The sequence below is a fragment of the Bacillus sp. SIMBA_026 genome (assembly GCF_046535335.1).
GTDB lineage: Bacteria > Bacillota > Bacilli > Bacillales > Bacillaceae > Bacillus > Bacillus velezensis.
On sequence record NZ_JAWRWX010000001.1, the window covers coordinates 1,360,258 to 1,380,378 of the forward strand.

22 protein-coding genes are annotated in these 20,121 nt (G+C 46.4%); all 22 read right to left on the minus strand.

Annotated elements, in window-relative coordinates; translation table 11 throughout:
- Window positions 1-2: 2 nt before the first annotated feature.
- Window positions 3-800, minus strand: a complete 798-nt coding sequence (gene trpA / locus SB847_RS06510; RefSeq protein ID WP_007612229.1) for a tryptophan synthase subunit alpha — start codon at window positions 798-800, stop codon at window positions 3-5.
- A complete protein-coding gene (gene trpB / locus SB847_RS06515; protein WP_053284893.1) occupies window positions 793-1,995 on the minus strand; it encodes a tryptophan synthase subunit beta in 1,203 nt (400 codons plus the stop codon). The genes trpA and trpB overlap by 8 nt, the downstream gene beginning before the upstream one ends.
- Entirely contained in the window at window positions 1,976-2,629 is a 654-nt protein-coding gene (locus SB847_RS06520; protein WP_410561645.1) for a phosphoribosylanthranilate isomerase, read from the minus strand. The genes trpB and SB847_RS06520 overlap by 20 nt, the downstream gene beginning before the upstream one ends.
- Before the next feature lie 4 nt (window positions 2,630-2,633).
- Window positions 2,634-3,386, minus strand: a complete 753-nt coding sequence (gene trpC, locus SB847_RS06525) for an indole-3-glycerol phosphate synthase TrpC (RefSeq protein WP_326155350.1) — start codon at window positions 3,384-3,386, stop codon at window positions 2,634-2,636.
- On the minus strand, window positions 3,379-4,395 hold the full coding sequence (gene trpD, locus SB847_RS06530) for an anthranilate phosphoribosyltransferase (RefSeq protein ID WP_410561643.1): 1,017 nt from the start codon (window positions 4,393-4,395) through the stop codon (window positions 3,379-3,381). The genes trpC and trpD overlap by 8 nt, the downstream gene beginning before the upstream one ends.
- On the minus strand, window positions 4,367-5,914 hold the full coding sequence (gene trpE, locus SB847_RS06535) for an anthranilate synthase component I (RefSeq protein ID WP_410561642.1): 1,548 nt from the start codon (window positions 5,912-5,914) through the stop codon (window positions 4,367-4,369). Before trpE ends, trpD begins: the two co-directional genes overlap by 29 nt.
- A 223-nt stretch (window positions 5,915-6,137) precedes the next feature.
- The gene (gene aroH / locus SB847_RS06540) at window positions 6,138-6,521 is read right to left on the minus strand and encodes a chorismate mutase (RefSeq protein ID WP_003153463.1); all 384 of its coding nucleotides are present in this window, start codon (window positions 6,519-6,521) and stop codon (window positions 6,138-6,140) included.
- Window positions 6,518-7,606 (minus strand): 3-dehydroquinate synthase, encoded by a 1,089-nt coding sequence (gene aroB, locus SB847_RS06545; protein WP_410561641.1) that lies wholly within the window; start codon window positions 7,604-7,606, stop codon window positions 6,518-6,520. The genes aroH and aroB overlap by 4 nt, the downstream gene beginning before the upstream one ends.
- Window positions 7,606-8,778, minus strand: coding sequence for a chorismate synthase (gene aroC, locus SB847_RS06550; RefSeq protein ID WP_003153459.1), 1,173 nt, complete (start codon window positions 8,776-8,778; stop codon window positions 7,606-7,608). Before aroC ends, aroB begins: the two co-directional genes overlap by 1 nt.
- Before the next feature lie 71 nt (window positions 8,779-8,849).
- The gene (locus SB847_RS06555) at window positions 8,850-9,620 is read right to left on the minus strand and encodes a protein-glutamate O-methyltransferase (RefSeq protein WP_105937573.1); all 771 of its coding nucleotides are present in this window, start codon (window positions 9,618-9,620) and stop codon (window positions 8,850-8,852) included.
- Window positions 9,621-9,809: 189 nt separating this feature from the next.
- A complete protein-coding gene (gene ndk, locus SB847_RS06560; protein WP_007409456.1) occupies window positions 9,810-10,256 on the minus strand; it encodes a nucleoside-diphosphate kinase in 447 nt (148 codons plus the stop codon).
- Window positions 10,257-10,376: 120 nt separating this feature from the next.
- Window positions 10,377-11,339 carry a heptaprenyl diphosphate synthase component II gene (gene hepT, locus SB847_RS06565; RefSeq protein ID WP_003153454.1) on the minus strand — a complete coding sequence of 321 codons (963 nt, stop codon included), beginning with the start codon at window positions 11,337-11,339 and terminating at the stop codon, window positions 10,377-10,379.
- Window positions 11,340-11,367: 28 nt separating this feature from the next.
- On the minus strand, window positions 11,368-12,069 hold the full coding sequence (gene menG / locus SB847_RS06570; protein WP_003153453.1) for a demethylmenaquinone methyltransferase: 702 nt from the start codon (window positions 12,067-12,069) through the stop codon (window positions 11,368-11,370).
- Window positions 12,070-12,074: 5 nt separating this feature from the next.
- On the minus strand, window positions 12,075-12,830 hold the full coding sequence (hepS, locus tag SB847_RS06575) for a heptaprenyl diphosphate synthase component 1 (RefSeq protein WP_007409455.1): 756 nt from the start codon (window positions 12,828-12,830) through the stop codon (window positions 12,075-12,077).
- A gap of 156 nt (window positions 12,831-12,986) precedes the next feature.
- Window positions 12,987-13,214 (minus strand): trp RNA-binding attenuation protein MtrB, encoded by a 228-nt coding sequence (mtrB, locus tag SB847_RS06580; protein WP_003153449.1) that lies wholly within the window; start codon window positions 13,212-13,214, stop codon window positions 12,987-12,989.
- Between the two features lie 20 nt (window positions 13,215-13,234).
- A complete protein-coding gene (folE, locus tag SB847_RS06585; RefSeq protein WP_003153448.1) occupies window positions 13,235-13,807 on the minus strand; it encodes a GTP cyclohydrolase I FolE in 573 nt (190 codons plus the stop codon).
- Between the two features lie 186 nt (window positions 13,808-13,993).
- Window positions 13,994-14,272: a non-specific DNA-binding protein Hbs gene (gene hbs / locus SB847_RS06590; RefSeq protein ID WP_003153447.1), complete on the minus strand. Its 279-nt coding sequence runs from the start codon at window positions 14,270-14,272 to the stop codon at window positions 13,994-13,996.
- Window positions 14,273-14,645: 373 nt separating this feature from the next.
- Window positions 14,646-16,124, minus strand: coding sequence for a stage IV sporulation protein A (gene spoIVA, locus SB847_RS06595; RefSeq protein WP_007409454.1), 1,479 nt, complete (start codon window positions 16,122-16,124; stop codon window positions 14,646-14,648).
- A 185-nt stretch (window positions 16,125-16,309) separates the two neighbouring features.
- The gene (locus tag SB847_RS06600) at window positions 16,310-17,044 is read right to left on the minus strand and encodes a hypothetical protein (RefSeq protein WP_007612249.1); all 735 of its coding nucleotides are present in this window, start codon (window positions 17,042-17,044) and stop codon (window positions 16,310-16,312) included.
- 19 nt (window positions 17,045-17,063) lie between these two features.
- Entirely contained in the window at window positions 17,064-17,267 is a 204-nt protein-coding gene (locus SB847_RS06605; protein WP_003153435.1) for a DUF2768 domain-containing protein, read from the minus strand.
- A gap of 319 nt (window positions 17,268-17,586) precedes the next feature.
- Entirely contained in the window at window positions 17,587-18,624 is a 1,038-nt protein-coding gene (locus SB847_RS06610) for an NAD(P)H-dependent glycerol-3-phosphate dehydrogenase (protein WP_003153434.1), read from the minus strand.
- A gap of 17 nt (window positions 18,625-18,641) precedes the next feature.
- Window positions 18,642-19,952 carry a ribosome biogenesis GTPase Der gene (gene der / locus SB847_RS06615; protein ID WP_003153433.1) on the minus strand — a complete coding sequence of 437 codons (1,311 nt, stop codon included), beginning with the start codon at window positions 19,950-19,952 and terminating at the stop codon, window positions 18,642-18,644.
- Window positions 19,953-20,121 lie beyond the last annotated feature (169 nt).

Here is a 20,121-nt window from a genome sequence, read left to right on the forward strand (position 1 = left end):
CCTCATTTTACACTGTACAGTCGTCCGAACGTCTTTGCGTATTCTTCAAATTCAAGAAGCGCATCAGCTCTTGTTCCGGGATTCACAAGCTTTGTTTTAAGCTCTTCGACTTTTTTGACAAGCGCGCTGCCGACAACGACACCGTCAGATATTTCATTCATCCCGTCAACCTGTTTGCGGTTTGAAATGCCAAAACCGACCGCCACCGGAACAGAGCTGAATTCTTTCACCTTACGAATGAAAGAGTATACAGACGGATCGAATTCGCTGCGTACGCCCGTCACTCCTAAAGAGGATACACAATACACAAAGCCGCAGGCCTGTTCAGTAATTATTTTCAAACGGTCTTCACTTGTCGGCGCAACCAGTGAGATATAAGCGATGTTCTCCTTTTTGCATGTCATTTGCAAAAGGGCGCTTTCCTCTAATGGAAGGTCGGGTACAAGCAGACCGTCTATGTCGTTTTCCCGCAGTAAAGCGAAAAAGTATTCTTTTTCTAATTGTAACACAGGATTATAATACGTAAAGAGGATAATTGGAATATGAACGCCGTTTTTTTTCATTTTGCCGCCAAGTTCAATTGCTTTTACGATATTCATTCCGTTTTCCAGAGCCCGTTTTGAAGCCCGTTGTATGACGGGTCCGTCCGCAAGCGGATCTGTGTAAGGAACGCCGATTTCAAGGGCAGACGCGCCTGCATTCTGCAATGATATTGCCAGCTCAACAGAAATGTCAGGAAGCGGATCGCCAGCTGTAATAAAAGGGATAAATAATTTTTCAGAATCTCGCAGATTAAACATGTGTCTCCACCCCGTTTTCCAAAACATTCATCAGCGTATGAACATCTTTATCTCCTCTTCCCGACAAACTGACGAGAATGATTTTGTCTTTATCCATGTCTTTTGCCATTTCAAACGCTTTTGCCAGAGCGTGGGCGGATTCAATAGCCGGAAGAATACCTTCTGTTTCAGAAAGCAGACGTAACGCGGCAATCGCTTCATCGTCTGTCACGCTTTCGTACGTTACACGGCCGCTTTTATGCAGATAGGCGTGCTCAGGGCCGATCCCCGGGTAATCAAGGCCTGCTGAAATGGAATACGGTTCGATAATCTGCCCGTATTCATCTTGTATTAAATAGGTCATTGAACCGTGAATCACCCCGAGCGTCCCTTTTGCGATCGTTGCCGCATGCAGCGGTGTATCAATTCCTTTTCCGGCAGCCTCGGCGCCGATCAGCTCAGTATCTTCGTCTAAAAAGGCCTGAAAAATGCCTATCGCATTGCTTCCGCCGCCGACACATGCAACAACCTTATCCGGGAGCGTTCCTTCAACCCGGCGGAGCTGTTCTTTCGCTTCCTCGCCGATGATTTTCTGAAATTCGCGAACGATATACGGATATGGGTGCGGCCCCACTACAGAACCGATAAGATAGAAATGATCTTCACAATGCTGGACCCAATACCTGATCGCCTCATTCGTCGCATCTTTCAGCGTGCCGTTTCCGCTTGTGACCGGCACCACTTCCGCGCCGAGCAGTTTCATCCGGAATACATTCAGCGACTGGCGCGCAACGTCTTCTTCACCCATAAAAACCGTACACTTAAAACCGAATTTTGCGGCGGCTGTCGCGGCAGCCACACCGTGCTGTCCCGCACCGGTTTCGGCGATGATTTTCGTTTTGCCCATCTTTTTGGCAAGCAGAATCTGGCCTAACGCGTTGTTAATTTTATGGGAGCCGGTATGGTTTAAATCTTCTCTTTTCAGATAGATTTTCGCCCCTCCCAAATACTCTGACACCCTGTCTGCGAACGTTAATGCGGTCGGTCTTCCGGAGTAATCAAACAATAGTTTTTTATATTCGGCATGAAAAACGGGATCATTCTTTAATTCTGTGAAAGCCGTTTCGATTTCCTCAAGGGGCCGCATCAATGTTTCAGGGACAAATTTGCCGCCGAATTCGCCGTATCTTCCGATTTCATTTGGATATGGATACATAGTGGTTCATCCTTTCTTCTAAAAGCCGGATCAGTGTTTGATCCTTTTGTCCGTTTTTTTCAATTCCGCTGGCAAGATCTATACCGCACGGACGCGATCTCAGTAAGCCTGTAATCGTTCCAGGATTAACGCCGCCCGCGATAAAACAGCGCTTGTTTGCATTTTGAGCCTGCTTCCGGTACAAAGGGACACGGGCCCATGAAAACGCGATTCCCGTGCCGCCTCTCATTCCTTTTACTGAAGAATCAATGACATAGCCGTCGACAGCAGGTGCAAATTGAGTCATCTGACGAAGCGTCCCTTCCCCGTGATGGAGCGCTTTCCATATCTCCGAGCGCACAAGCGGACGGAGCCGGAGAGCATCCTCAGGCGATTCATCACCGTGAAGCTGGATGACGTCAAGTGCCAGATCAGAGGCGATTTGCGCGATGTTTTCTATCGTTTCATTTACAAATACTCCGACATGTTTCTTGTCTGTCCGAACCTGCTCTTTCCATTTCCGGACCTCATCCGGCGTTACTCTCCGTTTGCTTGCGGCAAAAATAAATCCCAGATAATCCGCTTCTGAAGCTGCCGCAAGTTCATAATCACGCTTCGATCGTATTCCACAGTACTTTAACTCAGGCTTTTTCATATCGTCACTCCCCGAACAGTCCGCGGATCGCCTTTTGCTGCGAATCCTCTCTCATTAAGGATTCTCCGACCAATACAGCCTGTGCCCCGTGCTTGTTGACGAATTGCAGGTCGGCCAAAGAACCGATGCCGCTTTCGCTGACCAGCAGGCAGCCGTCCGGTACAAGCTGCGCTATTTTTTCCGTTTGCGAAACAGAAGTACGGAACGTTTTTAAGTCCCGGTTGTTTATGCCGAGAATGTCCGGCTGAAACACTTGTAAAATCCGTTCAAGCACAGTTTCATCATGGATTTCAACGAGAACATCCATGCCCTTCTCGCGGGCTTCCAGATAAAGCTCATGAAGCTCTGAAGGTTCCAGCGCTTCCCCGATCAGCAAAATGGCATCGGCCCCGATCCTGAACGATTCCTCCACCTGAAGAGAATCAATAATAAAATCTTTTCTCAGCACGGGAAGAGACACGGTTTGTTTAACATCTGTCAGAAATTGATTTCTCCCCTGAAAAAAACAGGTATCCGTGAGAACCGAAAGGGCGTCGGCTTTAGCCGCTTCATAATCCGCCGCAATCGTTTCCGGAACAAAATGCTCTTTAATCAATCCTTTAGACGGCGAAGCTTTTTTCACTTCGGCAATCAGCCCGATAAAACGGTTCGGGTTCAGGAGCGCTTTTTTAAAGGATCTCCGTTCAATTTGACAGGTTTCCGGCAGCACGATGGATTTGATTTCTTCTTTTTTCTGCTGAATGATTTGATCAAGCATACATTTCTTCCTCTTTCTGTTTCAGACGTTCGAGCTGCCTTTTGGCATCTCCGTTTTGAATCGCTTCTAAGGCGGTTTTCGTTCCTTCTTTCAGATCGTTTGCAAGACCTGCCGTATAAATGGCCGCGCCCGCATTTAAGGCGGTAATATGCAGAGCGGATGACGGAGCTTTATTTGCAAAAATATTCTGAATGAGGAGCGCGCTTTCTTCCGATGAACTCACTTGAATATCCTTTAGTGAACCTTCTGTAAAACCGAATTGTTCAGGTGAAACGGAATATTCAAGACGTTCACCGTTTTTCAGTTCAATGATATCGGTCGGTGCTGAGATGGACAATTCATCTAATCCGTCACGGGCCGACACAAGCATGACGTGTCTGACATCAAATTGTTCCAGAGCGCTTGCCATCAGGCGCGCTTTATCAAATGAATAGACGCCGATCACCTGCCGCTTCACCTGCAGCGGGTTGCTGAGCGGGCCCAGCAGATTAAATACGGTTCGGAAGCCAAGCTCTTTTCTTGCGGCGGCGACGTGCTTCATTGACGAATGAAACAGCGGCGCAAACAAAAACCCCATTTGTTTCATTTCAATGCTGCGTTTGACGCTGTCTGGAGTGGCTTGAATGGAAACCCCCAGCTTTTCCAGCACATCCGCGCTGCCGCTTTTAGACGAAACGGAGCGATTTCCGTGCTTGGCAACTTTAGCTCCGGCGGCAGAAGCTGTAATTGCCGCTGCCGTGGATATGTTAAACGTAGAAATCCCGTCTCCGCCTGTTCCGCACGTATCAACGACATCCGCCAAGCCACCTGATGTCTGTGCCCGCGCCCGCATCACTTTTACAAATCCGGCAAGCTCCTCCGCCGTTTCACCTCGGTGGGCTAATACCGATAAAATCCCGCCGATCTCAGACTGCGACATGTCCCCGTTCATCATCATTTCCATCAGCTTTTCGGCTTCTCCGGTTTTCAGCGTATGGCCATTAACGCACGATTGCAGAAATTTGTTCATCCGTCTTCTCCTCCCCGCCAGAAAAGATGTCTTCTGCAATTTGAATCGTTTTTAAAAGCGCCCCCGCTTTATTACAGCTCTCTTCATATTCGGCTTCCGGGACGGAATCGGCGACTATTCCCGCGCCCGCCTGCACCGACGCCGTACCGTTTTTGACACTCATAGTGCGGATGGTAATACACGAATCAATTGACCCGTCAAATCCGATATAAGCGATACATCCGCCGTAGGTTTCTCTGGAAGTCGGTTCTAATTCATTTAAAAGCTGCATCGCGCGGATTTTCGGAGCGCCCGTGAGTGTTCCTGCCGGGAATGCCGACATCAGCGCGTCAACGGGATGGACGCCCTGCTTTAAACGGCCGGTTACAACAGAGATGATGTGCATCACATGTGAAAAAGAAACGACCTTTGTGAATTCCGGAACGGCTACGGAACCGTACTCCGCAACTCTGCCGATGTCATTGCGCGCAAGATCGACGAGCATGTAATGTTCAGCTTTTTCTTTTTCGTCATTCATCAGCTCTTTTTTCAGGCGTTCGTCCTCTTCTTTTCCGGCGCCCCTTCTTCTCGTTCCGGCAATCGGATGAATTTCCAGGTGCCTGTCATGCACGCGGATCAGACGTTCAGGCGAACTCCCGACAATGTCTCTGTCAGGCAGTTTGATATAGTACATATAGGGTGAAGGATTGATGATGCGGAGCACCCTGTACAGCTCAAATGAATGTCTGGATACCGGAATGTCAAACTTTTGCGAAAGCACCCCTTGAAAAATGTCTCCCGCTTTTATATATTCTTTCAGTTTATTAACACCGGCCATAAACTCTTCTTTCGTATAATTGGATGTCACATCGGCAAAACTCGGCGTGTCAAACGTTTCTTTGGAAAAAAACGGCTCTTTCATATCTTTCGATTCTGTCAAAATACCGATAAGCTTACGAAGCTCCGCGCAATTCTCTTTGAAAACGGCCCGCTTTTCTTCCTCCGTCTCCCGGCCGTTAAGCTCCGCATATTGAATGAAATGCACTTGTTTCGTTTCGTGGTCGTACGCGATGATTTTCCGGCAGACAAACAGCATGCATTTTTCGAAATCTGTTACTTTCGCGTGGCTTGGCACGGAAGGCTCAATCAAAGGAATCATGTCATAGCTCAGATAACCGACCGCCCCTCCCGCAAATGGGATATCAAGCTCGGGTGTTTTAATGCGGAAGCTTTCATTCATCCAGTCAAGCACGGCTTTTAATTCTCCGCCTTCAAACAGCGTATGCCCATTTGGATCAGCGGCAGTGAATGTGTTATGACTCTCTTTAATCGTGATAAAAGGATCGAGGCCGATAAAAGAGTATCTCGACCAGCTTGACGACTCATCCTTGCTTTCTAAAAGATACGTAATGTTTCTGTCCAGTTTTTCAACCATCTGAATGGGTGTGATCGTGTCGACCGTAAAAGTCTCTGCGATTGGAATGGTGCGGTGTGTCAGACTGTCCTTTAAAAATAAAGAAATATCCGATTGTAAATTCATGATTCTCCTCCTTACGGTAAGGAGAATGAGATGAAGAGTGAGAGGAGTCTTGCGTATAAGAAATAAACCCAAAAGAAAGGCTTCTTTTGGGCAGAATAAAAACGTGTTTATCTCAGCTCAGCTAAACTCATTCTCTGCTACCCTATTCTAAACTCAACTGTTCAATATCTTACTTACCAGCTCTATACACACTCTTGTGTATTTCTAAGCTTTGTTTATCGTATTACATGTCAGTATTTTTTGTCAATGATAAATCCGGCCTTAACACAACGGCTTTTTCTAAATAGACATGCTTGATTTCATCTTGAGGCGTATCCGTCTGAACCGTCATCAGGACACGGATACACTTTTGCAGAGCGCCGGTGACATCCATTTCCTGCATGCACGTCACCGGGACGTACTGCCACCCGGAAAGGCGGCGGACCGCTTTTGCCGGAAATACGGAATGGATATCAGGCGTGGCGGATAACAGGATCTGTACAACGTCTTCCGGCTTGCATCCATTTTGTTCAATGATTTTTTCAAGCAGCTGCTGTGTTTTTTCTAAAATTTCTTGTTCGGTGTCTTGTTCCACCGTTGTTGCTCCGCGAATGCCGCGTATCATCATGCTGTTTCCTCCATTCGCCATTTGTTCAGCAAATTTTCGAGCTCATCTTTTGAAAGCATGCAGTCCCGCGCTTCGCCTAATTCTTTTAACACGATGAACTGTGTCATGCCTCCGCGCGTTTTTTTATCATTCATCATCCGGGCGGAGAGAACCGGCGTTTCAATATCTTGTCTGATGCTTCCCGGGTAGCCGAGCCCAATCAGCCATTGTGTGAGTTCTTTCCTGTTCATCTTGCAACCCGCAACCTGTTCACTCACGTAAAGGGCAAACTGCATGCCGAGGGCGACCGCATCTCCATGTGTAATCCGGCCGTAGCCGTATTCCGCCTCAACGGCATGGCCGAGCGTATGGCCGAAATTCAGAAAAGCTCTTATCCCCTCTTCCTTTTCGTCCTCACGCACGACGGCCGATTTGATTGAAATTCCTTTATAAATCATTTCATTCAGCTCAGCGCTTGTCAGTCCTTGCAACGTGTCAAATGTGAGAAGTTTTTCTAAAAAAGCATGATCGGCGATAAACGCGTGTTTGATCACTTCAGCCATGCCCGATCTCAGCTCTTGTTCCGGCAGGGTTTTCAGAAGCTCCGTATCGTAAATCACCGCTTTCGGCTGATAAAACGCGCCGATTAAGTTCTTTCCGAGTTTATGGTTGACGGCCACCTTGCCGCCGACCGCGCTGTCATGGGCAAGCAGTGTCGTCGGCATTTGAATGAAATCAATTCCGCGCATAAAAGTTGCTGCGCAAAAGCCGGCCAAATCACCCGTCACGCCGCCTCCGAAGGCGATCATACATGAGGAGCGGTCCATATGGAAAGCGATCGCTTCCGTTTGAATCCGTTCATACTCTTTTAGAGACTTCGCTTCTTCTCCGCTTGGAACGATCACTTTTTTCACGGGCCATGTTTCGTTTAAAAGCCGGAACATCTCATCACCGTAAAGCCGGTCAACTTCAGCATCGATGACGAGAAGGATCTTTGTCAGCGGCCTGTTCAGTGAAGACAAAAGGGCAACGGCCTGTTTCCTTATGCCTTCACCGATATACACGGGATATGCGGAGGAAGCTGTCCGAACCTCAAGCTCTTTCATCAGAATTCCCTCGATAATTTTTTCATGTTTTCAACATTTTCTTTAATTCGGTCGATCTGGTCAAGCCCGAATTGTTCTACGACGGCATTTGCGATTTCCCAGGCCACTGCTGCTTCAGCCACTACGCTTGCTGCCGGAACCGCGCAGCTGTCTGAACGTTCAATGCTCGCTGTAAACGGTTCTTTCGTTTCAATGTCGACGCTTTTCAGCGGCTTGTACAAAGTAGGGATCGGTTTCATAACGCCGCGGACGACAATCGGCATTCCCGTCGTCATACCGCCTTCTAATCCTCCGAGCCTGTTTGTGGCGCGTGTATAGCCTTTCTCTTCATCCCATACGATTTCATCATGAACTTCACTGCCGTTTTTGCCGGCCGCTTCAAAACCGATGCCGAACTCTACGCCTTTAAACGCGTTAATCGACAGAACGGCAGCAGCGAGCTTGCTGTCCAGCTTACGGTCATAGTGGACATAGCTTCCGACACCGACCGGCATGCCTTCGACGATCACTTCAACGATTCCTCCGATCGAGTCGCCGTTTGCCTTCGCTTCATCAATGGCTGCCATCATTTGACGGCCTGCTTCTTCATCGTAGCATCTGACCGGTGATTCTTCTGTTACTCGTTTGAGATCCTCAATGGATGTGTAATCGGTTTTCTCTGCTTTTACGCTGCCGATTTGCAGGACATGTCCGGCGACTTTAATGCCAAGCTCCGCTAAAATCTTTTTAGCGACGGCTCCGGCAGCCACGCGAACCGTTGTCTCACGCGCGGAAGATCGTTCTAACACATTTCTCATATCACGGTGATTATACTTAATAGCACCGTTCAAATCTGCGTGTCCGGGTCTCGGTCTTGAAATCTGGCGTTTCATTTCACTTTCTTCTTCTTCTGTAATCGGTGCGGCGCCCATGATTTTTGTCCAGTGAGTCCAATCTTTATTTTCTACAACGAGCGCGATGGGTGAACCGAGTGTCCGGGCATGCCGCACGCCGCTTGTGATCTTCGCTCTGTCCGTTTCAATCTGCATGCGGCGTCCGCGGCCGTGTCCTTTTTGACGTCTGGCAAGCTCAAAATTAATGTCTTCTTCAGTTATATAAAGCCCCGCAGGCACACCTTCTATAATTGTCGTCAGCTGCGGACCGTGTGATTCTCCGGCTGTTAAGTATCTCATTTCTTTCTTCTCCCTTCATCACATTAACGCTTTTAAGTAAAACTATACCACAAGTTTTCATTAAATGTCTTCTATCTTTTTTGATAAAAAAATGTATCAGTGCTCTCAAGGCCGAATTTTTCCGGGCTGAAAATTTGTTCTGTACTGCCGACAAACAGAATTCCGTTCTTTTTCAGACTGCCCGCCATTTTCACATACAGCTCTTCTTTTGCTTTTTCAGTAAAATAAATAAAGACGTTGCGGCAGACGATCAGATCAAAATCCTGTTCATAGCTGTCGGCAAGCAGGTTGTGCCGCTTAAACCGGATGTTGTTCTGAATCTCTTGTTTTACTTGATAACTGTTGTCAGCCTGCTTGGTGAAATAACGGCTTTTCACGGAAGCCGGCACCTCTTGCAGCGAGCGTTCCTGATAGATGCCCCGCTTGGCTTTGCTTAGCGCCTTTTCATCAATATCTGTCGCCAATATATCAAATCCGGCCAGTCCCGTCTGCTGATTGAGAATCATAGCCAAAGTATAGGGCTCCTCTCCCGTTGAACAGGCCGCACTCCATATTTTTAACGGTTTGTTATGCTTTATTAACGGAAGAATTGAGGTTTCAAGAACTTCCCACCGTTTATAATTTCGGTAAAATTCAGAAACATTGATCGTCATCCTGTCCAATGTTTCGTTTAATAAAAGCTTGTCCTTTTCCAAAGCGGCGGCAAATTCCTGAAAATCTCTGAACCCCTTCTTTTCATAAAGGGACGTCAGCCGCCTTTTCATCTGTGCTTCTTTGTATAAAGATAAATCAACGCCGGTTATTTGTTTCCACTTGGTGATAAAAATTTCGTAAGGCTCCATTGCTTCTCTCCCAATCTCGCTGTCTTTTGTCCTAGTATAGCCTGTTTTCTGTCGAAATTGTACGATTTCAATAAAAAAATCAGCCCGCAGGCTGATTTGTGAGAAACGAAAAGACAGGGCAACGCAGCCTCTGTCTTTTTTAAATGATGTAAACCTTTTCATAACACGAGAAAAAGAAAGGCTGACGGTTTAGTACACCCAGTCGGCCATTAATTTTTGATACGGTACAAGCTCTTCCTGTTTAAAGAAAATGTGAATTTCCCTCTCAGCGCTTTCTAAGGAGTCTGAACCGTGAATGATATTTTTGCCGACAAACATGCCGTAGTCACCGCGGATTGTGCCGGGCAGTGCATCTTTCGGGTTCGTTTTTCCGATCAGCTGTCTTGTGATCTCTACCACATTTTCCCCTTCCCATACCATTGCAAATACGGGTCCTGATGTAATGAATTCCACAAGCTCGCCGAAAAACGGCTTCCCTTTATGTTCAGCATAATGGTTTTCAGCCATCTGTTCTGAAACTTGCATTAGCTTGGCTCCTGCCAATTGTAAGCCCTTACGCTCAAATCTGGATAAAATCTCTCCGATCAGCTGGCGCTGTACGCCGTCCGGTTTTACCATGATAAAAGTTTTTTCCATAAGATTCTCCACCCCATCATTATGTATAGGCTTTCAAGTTGCACACCGAAATCGTAACATCTTTCTGACAATTAATCAATCCAGGGCGGAGAATGTTCACATCTTGTTCGTAAAAGGAATTTAAAATTTCCGTTTGCCGATATATTTGGCGATGGCGGCCAATGATGAGCGCGCACGTCCTCTCGGCAGTGTATTCAGTTTTTCAAACGCTTTTTTTAAGTACCTGTCACTGACGGCCATTGATTTTTCAATCGCGTCTGTGCGTTTAATATTTTCAATAATGGGAGCGAGCTGCTCCTGTGTTGTTTCACTGTTAATTAATTTCAGCTGATTTTTCAATTCAGGCTGACGGAGTGCATACAAAACGGGCAGAGTGACATTTCCTTGCAGCAGATCCCCTCCGACCGGTTTTCCCAGTTCCTCTTCCGTTGAAGTGAAATCAAGAATGTCGTCAATAATCTGATAGGACATGCCCACGTAATAACCGAACCAATATAATGCCTTGTGAATCTTCTCATCAGCTCCCGAAGCGATGGCGCCGAGCTGACAGCTGACGGCAATGAGAAGAGCCGTTTTCCGTTTGATGCGGCGCAAATAGGTTCTGAGGTTTTGCTCCATATTGTATTTATCTCTGATCTGTTCAATTTCTCCGAGGCATACTTCTACGATGGTTTTGGACAGGATCCGGTGGGCTTTCGGCTCATCCAATCTCGTCATCATCTCAAGTGAGCCCGCAAGCATATAATCACCGGTATACATGGCGATGCGGTTGTCCCACTTGGCTTTGATGGTCGGTTTTCCCCTCCGCAGCTCGGCGTCATCAATGACGTCGTCATGCACGAGGGACGCCATATGAATCATTTCCAGCGTCACCGCAACATATTTTATTTTATTAATGTCATAGTCGCCGAACATGCCGGAAAGCAATACGAAAACAGGGCGGATCCGCTTGCCGCCCGCCTGGAGCAGGTGGAGCCCGGCTTCACTCAGCAAGGGATAGTCTGACCGCACCGTTTGCTCAAGCTCCCTTTCGATCACATCAATATCGTCATTTAAAAAAGAATAGGCCATTTTAAATTTCATATCATTCACCCAAACATCTGTATATTCATCATTTCCAACCGATATGCGTAGCGGCCACTCCGCCGGTAAACGAATGGTATTTGACATTCGTCAGGCCCGCTTCTTCAAACAGACGCGCAAGTTCTTTCATACCGGGAAATTCTCTTGCCGATTCTTGAAGCCAAGAATATTCTTTATAGCTCTTCGCAAACATTTTTCCGAAGAAAGGCATGATGTATTTAAAATAAAGAAAATATGCCTGTCTGAATCCGAACATTTCCGGCTGGGATGTTTCCAGACATACGACCTGCCCGCCCGGTTTGACGACCCGCCGCATTTCTTTCAGCACGGTCAGATAGTCGGGAACGTTTCGCAGCCCGAAGCCGATGGTGACAAAATCAAAAGAATCATCAGCGAAAGGAAGCTCCATCGCATTTCCGTGCAAAAGCTCAATTTGGCTGTAACCGCCCTCTTTCACTTTTTTCTCACCGATGCTCAGCATATTTTTGCTGAAATCCAGTCCTTTGATTTCGCCGCTTTTTCCGGCCGCTTCTGCGAGGGCAATCGTCCAGTCAGCCGTTCCGCAGCAGACATCAAGCGCTTTTGCGCCTTCTTTTACATTCATGATCTGCATCGTTTTATCGCGCCACTTTTTATGCTGCTGAAAACTGATAACAGAGTTCATTTGGTCATAATTTTTATAGATTTTTTCAAACACGCCGTGTACGCGCTGTTCTTTTGACTCCTGCATGTTGATTACCCTTCTTCCACTTTCTGATGATATGTTTTGTCCTGGCTGATCGCTTTAAGCCGGTTCAGCATGAGGTTTTGGATTGGTGAATTGAGCGGCAGCAGCGTTTCAATGCTTTGCTTTGCCTTTCGGAAGCTATCTTCCATTATGTCAGCCTTTGATTTCCCTGACTTTACAATATTGCCGATGACATCGAGAAATATAGCATTGCCGTTCATCAGCCGCTTATATACAAAAAAATCACTCGCCAGCTCTTTCCAGCGCGGAAGATTAAAGTGGTCTGACACTCTGTGAAACAGGGCCGCTTCCACAATCGCCATGCTTTCGATCAATTGATTCAAGTCATTGACAGACCGATCGTACAGACGGATTTTATGCTCATTGATTTCTTTAATTGCCGTAGCGAGCGTCCGAATCATATAGATATCCTTCATTTCAGATAAAAGCGAATAATACAGTCCGCTGAAATAGTCGCCGGCAAGCACGGTGAGCTGCCGGTTTTTATTTTCGTCTCGCTTTAACGCTCTGGCTGTTGTCACTTCATCGTGGGTATCAAGGGCGCTTTGGACAAGCATCGCAGTTACTATGTAATTTTCTCTGTCGTTGTTCTTAATGTCCGCCTCTTCAAACAAAGCGTGAAAAAGAAGAAGCTTATCCTCATCGATTTTAGGCGCGGAAATATGTTTCGCTAAATAAGGATGAGACAGCTTTTGTTTTAATTTCGTATTTAGATTCGCTAAAGTTCCGTAGATGTCTTGCAAAAATATCACCCTTGTCCCCAAATTCACATTTATTCTAATATGTATGAGATTTACTCGTCATTATTATACGCAGGTATCATTATAGCATAAAAAAAAGAAATTGGCTGTATTCTCCCGCCGTTTGCGGGCATTTGGCAAAAGCGGGAAACAGCCGGCTTATTTTTTTTCGCTGTTCATTTCTCCGTAAGCGGTCTGGATGAGGGCGTTGCCTCTCACTTTGATGGCAGAGGTATGCTCAGTAAACTGAGCGATAATCACTTCGCCTTTGTCCAGTTTTTCGGAATGGTGAAATTTCGTATCCGTTCCTCTCGTTAAACCGATGACGTTCACGCCGTCCTCGACCGCTTTAATGACGACAAAATCACTTGAATGCTTTGAATTCATATCTGCACCCTCTATCATTATTAATCCGCACGTTTAATATGTTCTAACACTTCGGAACGCGCCGCTGCGTCATCTTTAAAAATACCTCTTACAGCGGAAGTCACTGTTTTTGCGCCCGGCTTTCTTACGCCCCTCATCGTCATGCACATATGCTCAGCTTCGACGACAACCATGACGCCGTGGGGATCTAAGGTCTCTACGATGCTTTCTGCAATCGTTGAAGTGATGCGCTCCTGCAGCTGCGGGCGTTTTGAGACGGCTTCCACCGCCCGCGCCAATTTACTCAGGCCCGTCACTTTGCCGCCGCGCGGAATGTAGGCAATATGCGCTTTTCCGTAAAAAGGAACAAGGTGATGTTCACACATGGAATGAAACGCGATATCTTTTACAAGAACAAGCTCCTCATGGTCTTCTCCGAAAACGGTTTTAAAGTGTTCTTTCGGGTCTTCATTTAATCCCGAGAATACTTCCGCGTACATTTTTGCCACGCGTTTCGGCGTATCTAAAAGCCCTTCCCGGTCCGGGTCTTCTCCAATCGCCTCTAAAATCTGGCGAACCGCCTGTTCAATCTGTTCTTTATTAACTTCTTTCATTGTCTGTGTCCTCCACCATTGAATACATTTAATTTCGATTCTAGCACATTTGCCGCGCCAAAAGCAAAACGAAAGTCCTGCCCGGTGACCGAGGCTGCTTAAATATGAAAAGCCCCTTTATCAAGGGGCTTTTCTGTGAAGAAACAAAGTGTATGTATCAGATGCATACACGATCTATATTCACAATTATTTTCCTGCAACAGCGTCTTTAAGAGCTTTACCTGGTTTGAAAGCAGGTACCTTGCTTGCAGGGATTTCGATTTCTTCACCTGTTTGCGGGTTACGTCCTTTACGTGCAGAGCGCTCGCGCACCTCAAAGTTACCGAAACCGATCAGTTGGATTTTATCACCGTTTTTAAGTGCATCTAAAATCGTATCAAAAACAGAATCAACTGCTTTTGTAGCGTCTTTTTTAGACAATTCGCTTGCTTCAGCAACCGCATTGATTAGTTCTGTCTTGTTCATGCCTTTCACCTCCTCCCAAAAGGGTATCAAATCAGCAGTTTATTATCATTTCTTCACAGTTCAGCCTGATTCTAAACCTGTCTGATAAAAAATCAAAGCAGGGAAGAACAGACAAGTAAACGGCTTTTCAAAAGAAAACAGACACTTTGAGGAATGTTTGTCCAACAAAGTGAAGATTTTCTGTATGTAGAGTAACACATATAAAAAGCCATATCAAGCATTTTAAAGCCTCAATCCCTTGCTCGTCAAGGTTTTCACGTGTTTTACCGAACAAATATTCCTTTTTTTGCTTTTTCCTCCTAATCCTTGATTGATTTCCAGTATCTAAAAAGAATAAAAAAAGACCCCCCGTTTCAGGAAGAGGTCCTTCAGCTTACAAAATAATGGCGATCAGGCCGCCTGAGCCTTCGTTAATAATTCTCTCCAGCGTTTCTTTCAGTTTATATCTCGCATTTTCCGGCATGAGTGACAGTTTTGCGGAGATTCCTTCTCTTACGATAGAGCTCAATGATCTGCCGAAAATATCGGAGTTCCAGATAGAAAGCGGATCATCTTCAAAGTCCTGCATTAAGTAGCGGACAAGTTCTTCACTTTGTTTTTCCGTCCCGATGATCGGCGCGAATTCACTTTCCACATCCACTTTGATCATATGAATGGACGGAGCGACCGCTTTGAGCCTTACTCCGAACCTTGATCCCTGTCTGATGATTTCCGGTTCATCAAGGCTCATATCGGCTAAGGCCGGGGCGGCAATGCCGTAGCCGGTCTGTTTCACCATTTTCAGCGCATCTGATACCTGATCATATTCTTTTTTCGCGTGGGCGAAGTCCTGCATTAATTCAAGCAGGTGGTCTTTCCCGCGGATTTCAACACCGACAACTTCTTTTAAAATCTGGTCATATAAATGATCCGGCGCATACAAATCAATTTCTGCGACACCCTGGCCAAGTTCGATTCCGGCCAGACCGGCGCTTTCAATAAACTCAAATTCACTGAAGTGGCCGACAACCCGGTCGACATCGCGCAGGCGTTTAATATCTTTTACGGTTTCTTTCACTGATTCCTGGTAGCTCTCTCTGAGCCAGTGATTTTCTTTCAGCACCATGACCCAGCTCGGAAGGTTGACATTGACTTCCAGCACAGGGAACTCGTAAAGCGCTTCTCTGAGGACGCTTAACACATCTGTTTCCCGCATGCTTTCAACACTCATGGCGAGGACGGGAATATCATATTTCGCGCTTAATTCAGCTCTGAGCGCTTCTGTTTCCGGGTGGTACGGTTTTACCGAGTTGATGACCATAATAAACGGTTTACCGACTTCCTTCAGCTCGTCGATGACTCTTTCTTCCGCTTCCACGTAATCGCCCCGCGCAATATCGCCGATTGAGCCGTCTGTCGTAATGACGACCCCGATTGTGGAGTGTTCCTGGATGACTTTTCTCGTACCGATTTCCGCTGCCTCATGAAAGGGAATCGGTTCTTCGTACCAAGGTGTATTGATCATTCTCGGTCCGTTTTCATCCTCATATCCCTTCGCCCCGGGAACCGTATATCCCACACAATCCACAAGACGGATGTTGACATCAAGTCCTTCCGCGACATGAACGGACATGGCTTGATTCGGGACAAATTTTGGTTCTGTGGTCATTATCGTTTTTCCTGCTGCGCTTTGCGGAAGCTCATCCTGCGCCCGCGCTCGATCGGCCTCATTGCTGATATTCGGGAGCACCACGAGCTCCATAAATTTTTTAATGAATGTAGATTTCCCTGTACGGACAGCGCCAACGACTCCTAAGTATATATCGCCCCCTGTTCGTTCAGCGATATCCTTGAAAATATCGACCTTTTCCAAGTGATCCCCTCCCGGACTTCCTATCCTTATCATTTTTCATTCACCATTCTCCAATCAAATACAGGACACTATATGTGTATGACGTTGTCCTATTTCAATATGACATCTTTAGAAAATTTTCAGGCAGTCTTTTCTATCAAAATCAAAAAAACCTTTCTCCCTATTTGTATGCGCGGGAAAAAGGTTCATTCCTGTTTCGTTTGACTTTCTAAAAAAACGGGTTCCTGTTTTTCATTTACGGTGTATGTGACTGAAAAGGCCGGGACGAAAGGAGTCTCTTTCCATAAAATATCTTGAATTTCCGCGCCCGGTTTGATTTTCTTTTTGTTTTCCTTCAGGCAGCGGGCGAGATCGACGCGATAGTCGGCATAGATTTCTCCGTCAGCGCCGATTAAAAGCGGCAGAGACGTGCCTGAAACCGGACTTTTGACTGAAGGAGAGTCTTTCATGCCGAGCTTTTTTTTATTTAAAGTGAACAGCCCTTTTGAAACGGCGTCCTCATAGGGAGGATATGTATGCTTTTCCTGATACATTTTGACACGCAACTTCATGTCACGGATTGCTTCCGCCATTTGGAGATCGACCAGCTTGACGGTCGGCTTATGTTCCACATCGACAAGCACGTATTGGTACATTCCCCCGCTTTCATAAGCTGAGGCCGGCGGCTCCTCTATGTATCTGGGCGCGAGCCGCTTAAAATCTATCGGATATTTTTGATAGAGCGGTGTTTTCATATCTTTTGTCTGAATCGGCAGAAGTCCGCCGTTCGCCTTTTTAAATTCATCCACTGCCGCTTGCACCTGCTGAAGCTGATGTTTGTAAGATACTTTATTTTCAGTTTTTTTTGCTTCAGGGTACAGACAGCCGGACAGCAGAAGCACCGCCATTGCCGTTATGACGGCCATTTTTAACTTATGCATTCCGCGCCCCCTTTCGGCTTTATTCATTGACAGGCCCGCTGAAAACGACCATTAACACGATCAATCCCGAGATGACCATGCAGGCATAAGCGAGTGAAGAAACCGCTGCTTTTATCAGTTTGTTTTTCACTTTGTACCTGCTGACATAAATAGAGGCCACTGCAACAAACATTAATCCCATAGCACCAAGCGCAAACCACATTTTCATCAATGCCACACTCACGTTCGTGCCCCCCCGTCCCATCATTGTAAGCGTTATATTTCATTTTAATATACAAATGTTGAAAAGATCAACAGGTTTTCCATCTATTGAAAAAACAAAAAAACTGAAGCAAAGAGGGGGACTTTGCTTCAGTCAAGTTGACTATATTCACCTGTACGTCTGAGATACACTCTCTTGGACTTCGATGCTATAGTATGCGTAGATGCGTACGTCTGCATCCTCTTCTGCCTAAATCAGCAAATGTTTTAAGCGATTTCAGCCGGAGAGTTCTGCGTTTTGGACTTTCGTCACTTCAGAATATGCTGACGGCATGGTATTGTCACTTCACCCGGTTTTCGAATGTGTTGACCAAGTCTTCCATCTCATGGGTTTTCACTCTGGCCATTAAGGATTCTACGGCTGTTTCTACCTTCTGCCCGTTAAATAATACTTGGTGAAGCGCCTCTGTGATCGGCATTTTCACTTGGTATTTTTGAGACAGCTGATACGCAGCTTTCGTCGTCCGCACGCCTTCAACAACCATCCCCATCTTATCCAGGACAGCTTCCAGCTTATATCCTTTGCCGAGCAGGTTGCCGGCGCGCCAGTTTCGGGAATGAACGCTTGTACACGTCACGATTAAATCGCCTACGCCGGTCAGGCCGGAAAAGGTGAGCGGATTTCCGCCCATCTTTGTGCCGAGTCTGGCGATTTCAGCAAGACCTCGGGTGATTAAGGCCGCTTTTGCATTATCTCCGTATCCCAATCCGTCTGTAATCCCCGCTGCAAGAGCGATGATATTCTTTAACGCTCCCCCTATTTCAACACCGATCATATCCGGATTGGTATAGACGCGGAAATGCTGGTTCATGAATAAATCCTGAACCGCTTCTGCAGCCTTGATATTTTTTGAAGATGATGTAACAGTCGTCGGGTGTCTTAATCCGACTTCCTCAGCGTGGCTCGGCCCTGAAAGCACGACGATGTCTTTTCTGTACTCCTCAGGCAGCTCCTCTTCCATTAATTCTGAAATGCGGAGAAGCGAATCCGGCTCAATTCCCTTGCTGACATGAACAAAAATCGATTGTTTCGGGATGTACGGCAGAGCCTTTTTCAGCACTTCCCGAATGGCTTTTGTCGGAACTGCCACAATGATGAAGTCAGCTCCTTTTAAAGCCTCGCTTAAATCAGCTGTACCGATGATAGAACTTGATAGCTCCACCCCCGGCAGGTAATCTTTGTTTTCATGCAGTTCGTTGATTTGATCGATCAATTCGGCACGGTGTCCCCACATCATGACTTGATGTCCGTTATCAGCCAGCACTAAAGAAAGTGCAGTGCCCCAGCTTCCCGCTCCAAGCATTGCCACTTTTTTCATCTCTGTATCACACCTTTTTATTTTCTTGCTCTTGCAAATATTTTAATTGGCGTACCTTCAAATCCGAAAGCATCCCGGATTCGGTTTTCTAAAAAGCGTTCATAAGAAAAATGCATCAGTTCCGGATCGTTGACAAAAACAACGAAGCTCGGCGGCTTAACAGCGACTTGAGTCGCATAGTAAATTTTCAGACGGGAGCCGTTGTGCGTCGGAGTCGGATTCATGGCGACCGCATCCATGATGACATCATTTAAGACATTTGTCTGCACGCGGAGAGAGTGGTTTTCACTCGCTTTAATAATCGCAGGCATGAGTGTATGAATCCGCTTTGTCGTCAGTGCCGACATAAACAGCACCGGCGCGTAATCGAGAAATTGGAAATGCTCCCGAATATTCTGTTCAAATTCTTTCATCGTGCGCTCGTCTTTATCAACGGCATCCCATTTGTTTACGATAATGACGACGGCTTTCCCGGCTTCATGGGCGTATCCGGCGATCCGCTTGTCCTGCTCAAGGATGCCTTCTTCTGCATTCAGCACAACGCCGACGACGTCTGAGCGGTCAATGGCTTTTAACGCCCGAAGCACACTGTATTTTTCTGTTGTTTCATATACTTTACCCTTTTTTCTCATTCCCGCCGTGTCAACGATTACAAATTCCTGCTGATTGTAGGTGAACGCCGTATCCACAGCGTCTCTAGTCGTTCCGGCTACGTTGCTCACGATAACCCGCTCTTCGCCGAGCATCGCATTGACAAGGGATGATTTTCCGACATTCGGGCGGCCGATCAGGCAGAATTGAACGACATCATCACTGTACTTCGTCTCCGGAATGTTTTTAAAATGCTCGGCACAAGCATCGAGCAAATCTCCCAATCCTAAACCGTGTGTGCCCGAAATCGGATACGGTTCTCCAAAGCCGAGCGCATAAAAGTCATAGATGTTCGCTCTCATTTCGGTATTATCTAATTTATTAACGGCTAATACGACCGGTTTTTTCGTCCGGTACAGTATTTTTGCCACTTCTTCATCCGCAGACGTCACACCTTCGCGGCCGTTCACCATAAAGATGATCACATCAGCCTCGTCCATGGCGATTTCAGCCTGCTGGCGGATCTGTGTCAGAAACGGTTCGTCTCCGATATCAATTCCGCCCGTATCAATCAGGTTAAAATCATAATTCAGCCATTCCGCCGAACTGTATATCCGGTCCCGCGTCACTCCGGGGGTATCTTCTACTATTGAAATTCTTTCACCCGCAATCCGGTTAAAGATTGTGGATTTTCCCACATTCGGTCTTCCGACAATGGCTACGACAGGTTTACCCATAGTACCCTTCCTTTCAATCCAGCCGCTTACATTTTCACAAAAAATTGTTCAACCGGTTATTAAAAATCATCTTCGCTATGAAAAGAACCCTTCAAACAGAAGGGCTTAACTCATTTATTATATCAGTTTTCACTGAGATCACAATGTATTCTTCAAAATGTTTCGCATT

Coding starts and splice junctions, on each gene's coding strand:
- trpA (WP_007612229.1), bottom strand. CDS start 800: ATGTTTAATCTGCGAGATTCTGAAAAATTATTTATCCCTTTTATTACA.
- trpB (WP_053284893.1), bottom strand. CDS start 1,995: ATGTATCCATATCCAAATGAAATCGGAAGATACGGCGAATTCGGCGGC.
- SB847_RS06520 (WP_410561645.1), bottom strand. CDS start 2,629: ATGAAAAAGCCTGAGTTAAAGTACTGTGGAATACGATCGAAGCGTGAT.
- trpC (WP_326155350.1), bottom strand. CDS start 3,386: ATGCTTGATCAAATCATTCAGCAGAAAAAAGAAGAAATCAAATCCATC.
- trpD (WP_410561643.1), bottom strand. CDS start 4,395: ATGAACAAATTTCTGCAATCGTGCGTTAATGGCCATACGCTGAAAACC.
- trpE (WP_410561642.1), bottom strand. CDS start 5,914: ATGAATTTACAATCGGATATTTCTTTATTTTTAAAGGACAGTCTGACA.
- aroH (WP_003153463.1), bottom strand. CDS start 6,521: ATGATGATACGCGGCATTCGCGGAGCAACAACGGTGGAACAAGACACC.
- aroB (WP_410561641.1), bottom strand. CDS start 7,606: ATGAAAGAGCTTGAGGTTCGGACAGCTTCCTCCGCATATCCCGTGTAT.
- aroC (WP_003153459.1), bottom strand. CDS start 8,778: ATGAGATACTTAACAGCCGGAGAATCACACGGTCCGCAGCTGACGACA.
- SB847_RS06555 (WP_105937573.1), bottom strand. CDS start 9,620: ATGGAGCCTTACGAAATTTTTATCACCAAGTGGAAACAAATAACCGGC.
- ndk (WP_007409456.1), bottom strand. CDS start 10,256: ATGGAAAAAACTTTTATCATGGTAAAACCGGACGGCGTACAGCGCCAG.
- hepT (WP_003153454.1), bottom strand. CDS start 11,339: ATGAAATTTAAAATGGCCTATTCTTTTTTAAATGACGATATTGATGTG.
- menG (WP_003153453.1), bottom strand. CDS start 12,069: ATGCAGGAGTCAAAAGAACAGCGCGTACACGGCGTGTTTGAAAAAATC.
- mtrB (WP_003153449.1), bottom strand. CDS start 13,214: ATGAATTCAAAGCATTCAAGTGATTTTGTCGTCATTAAAGCGGTCGAG.
- folE (WP_003153448.1), bottom strand. CDS start 13,807: ATGAAAGAAGTTAATAAAGAACAGATTGAACAGGCGGTTCGCCAGATT.
- hbs (WP_003153447.1), bottom strand. CDS start 14,272: ATGAACAAGACAGAACTAATCAATGCGGTTGCTGAAGCAAGCGAATTG.
- SB847_RS06600 (WP_007612249.1), bottom strand. CDS start 17,044: ATGCATAAGTTAAAAATGGCCGTCATAACGGCAATGGCGGTGCTTCTG.
- SB847_RS06610 (WP_003153434.1), bottom strand. CDS start 18,624: ATGAAAAAAGTGGCAATGCTTGGAGCGGGAAGCTGGGGCACTGCACTT.
- der (WP_003153433.1), bottom strand. CDS start 19,952: ATGGGTAAACCTGTCGTAGCCATTGTCGGAAGACCGAATGTGGGAAAA.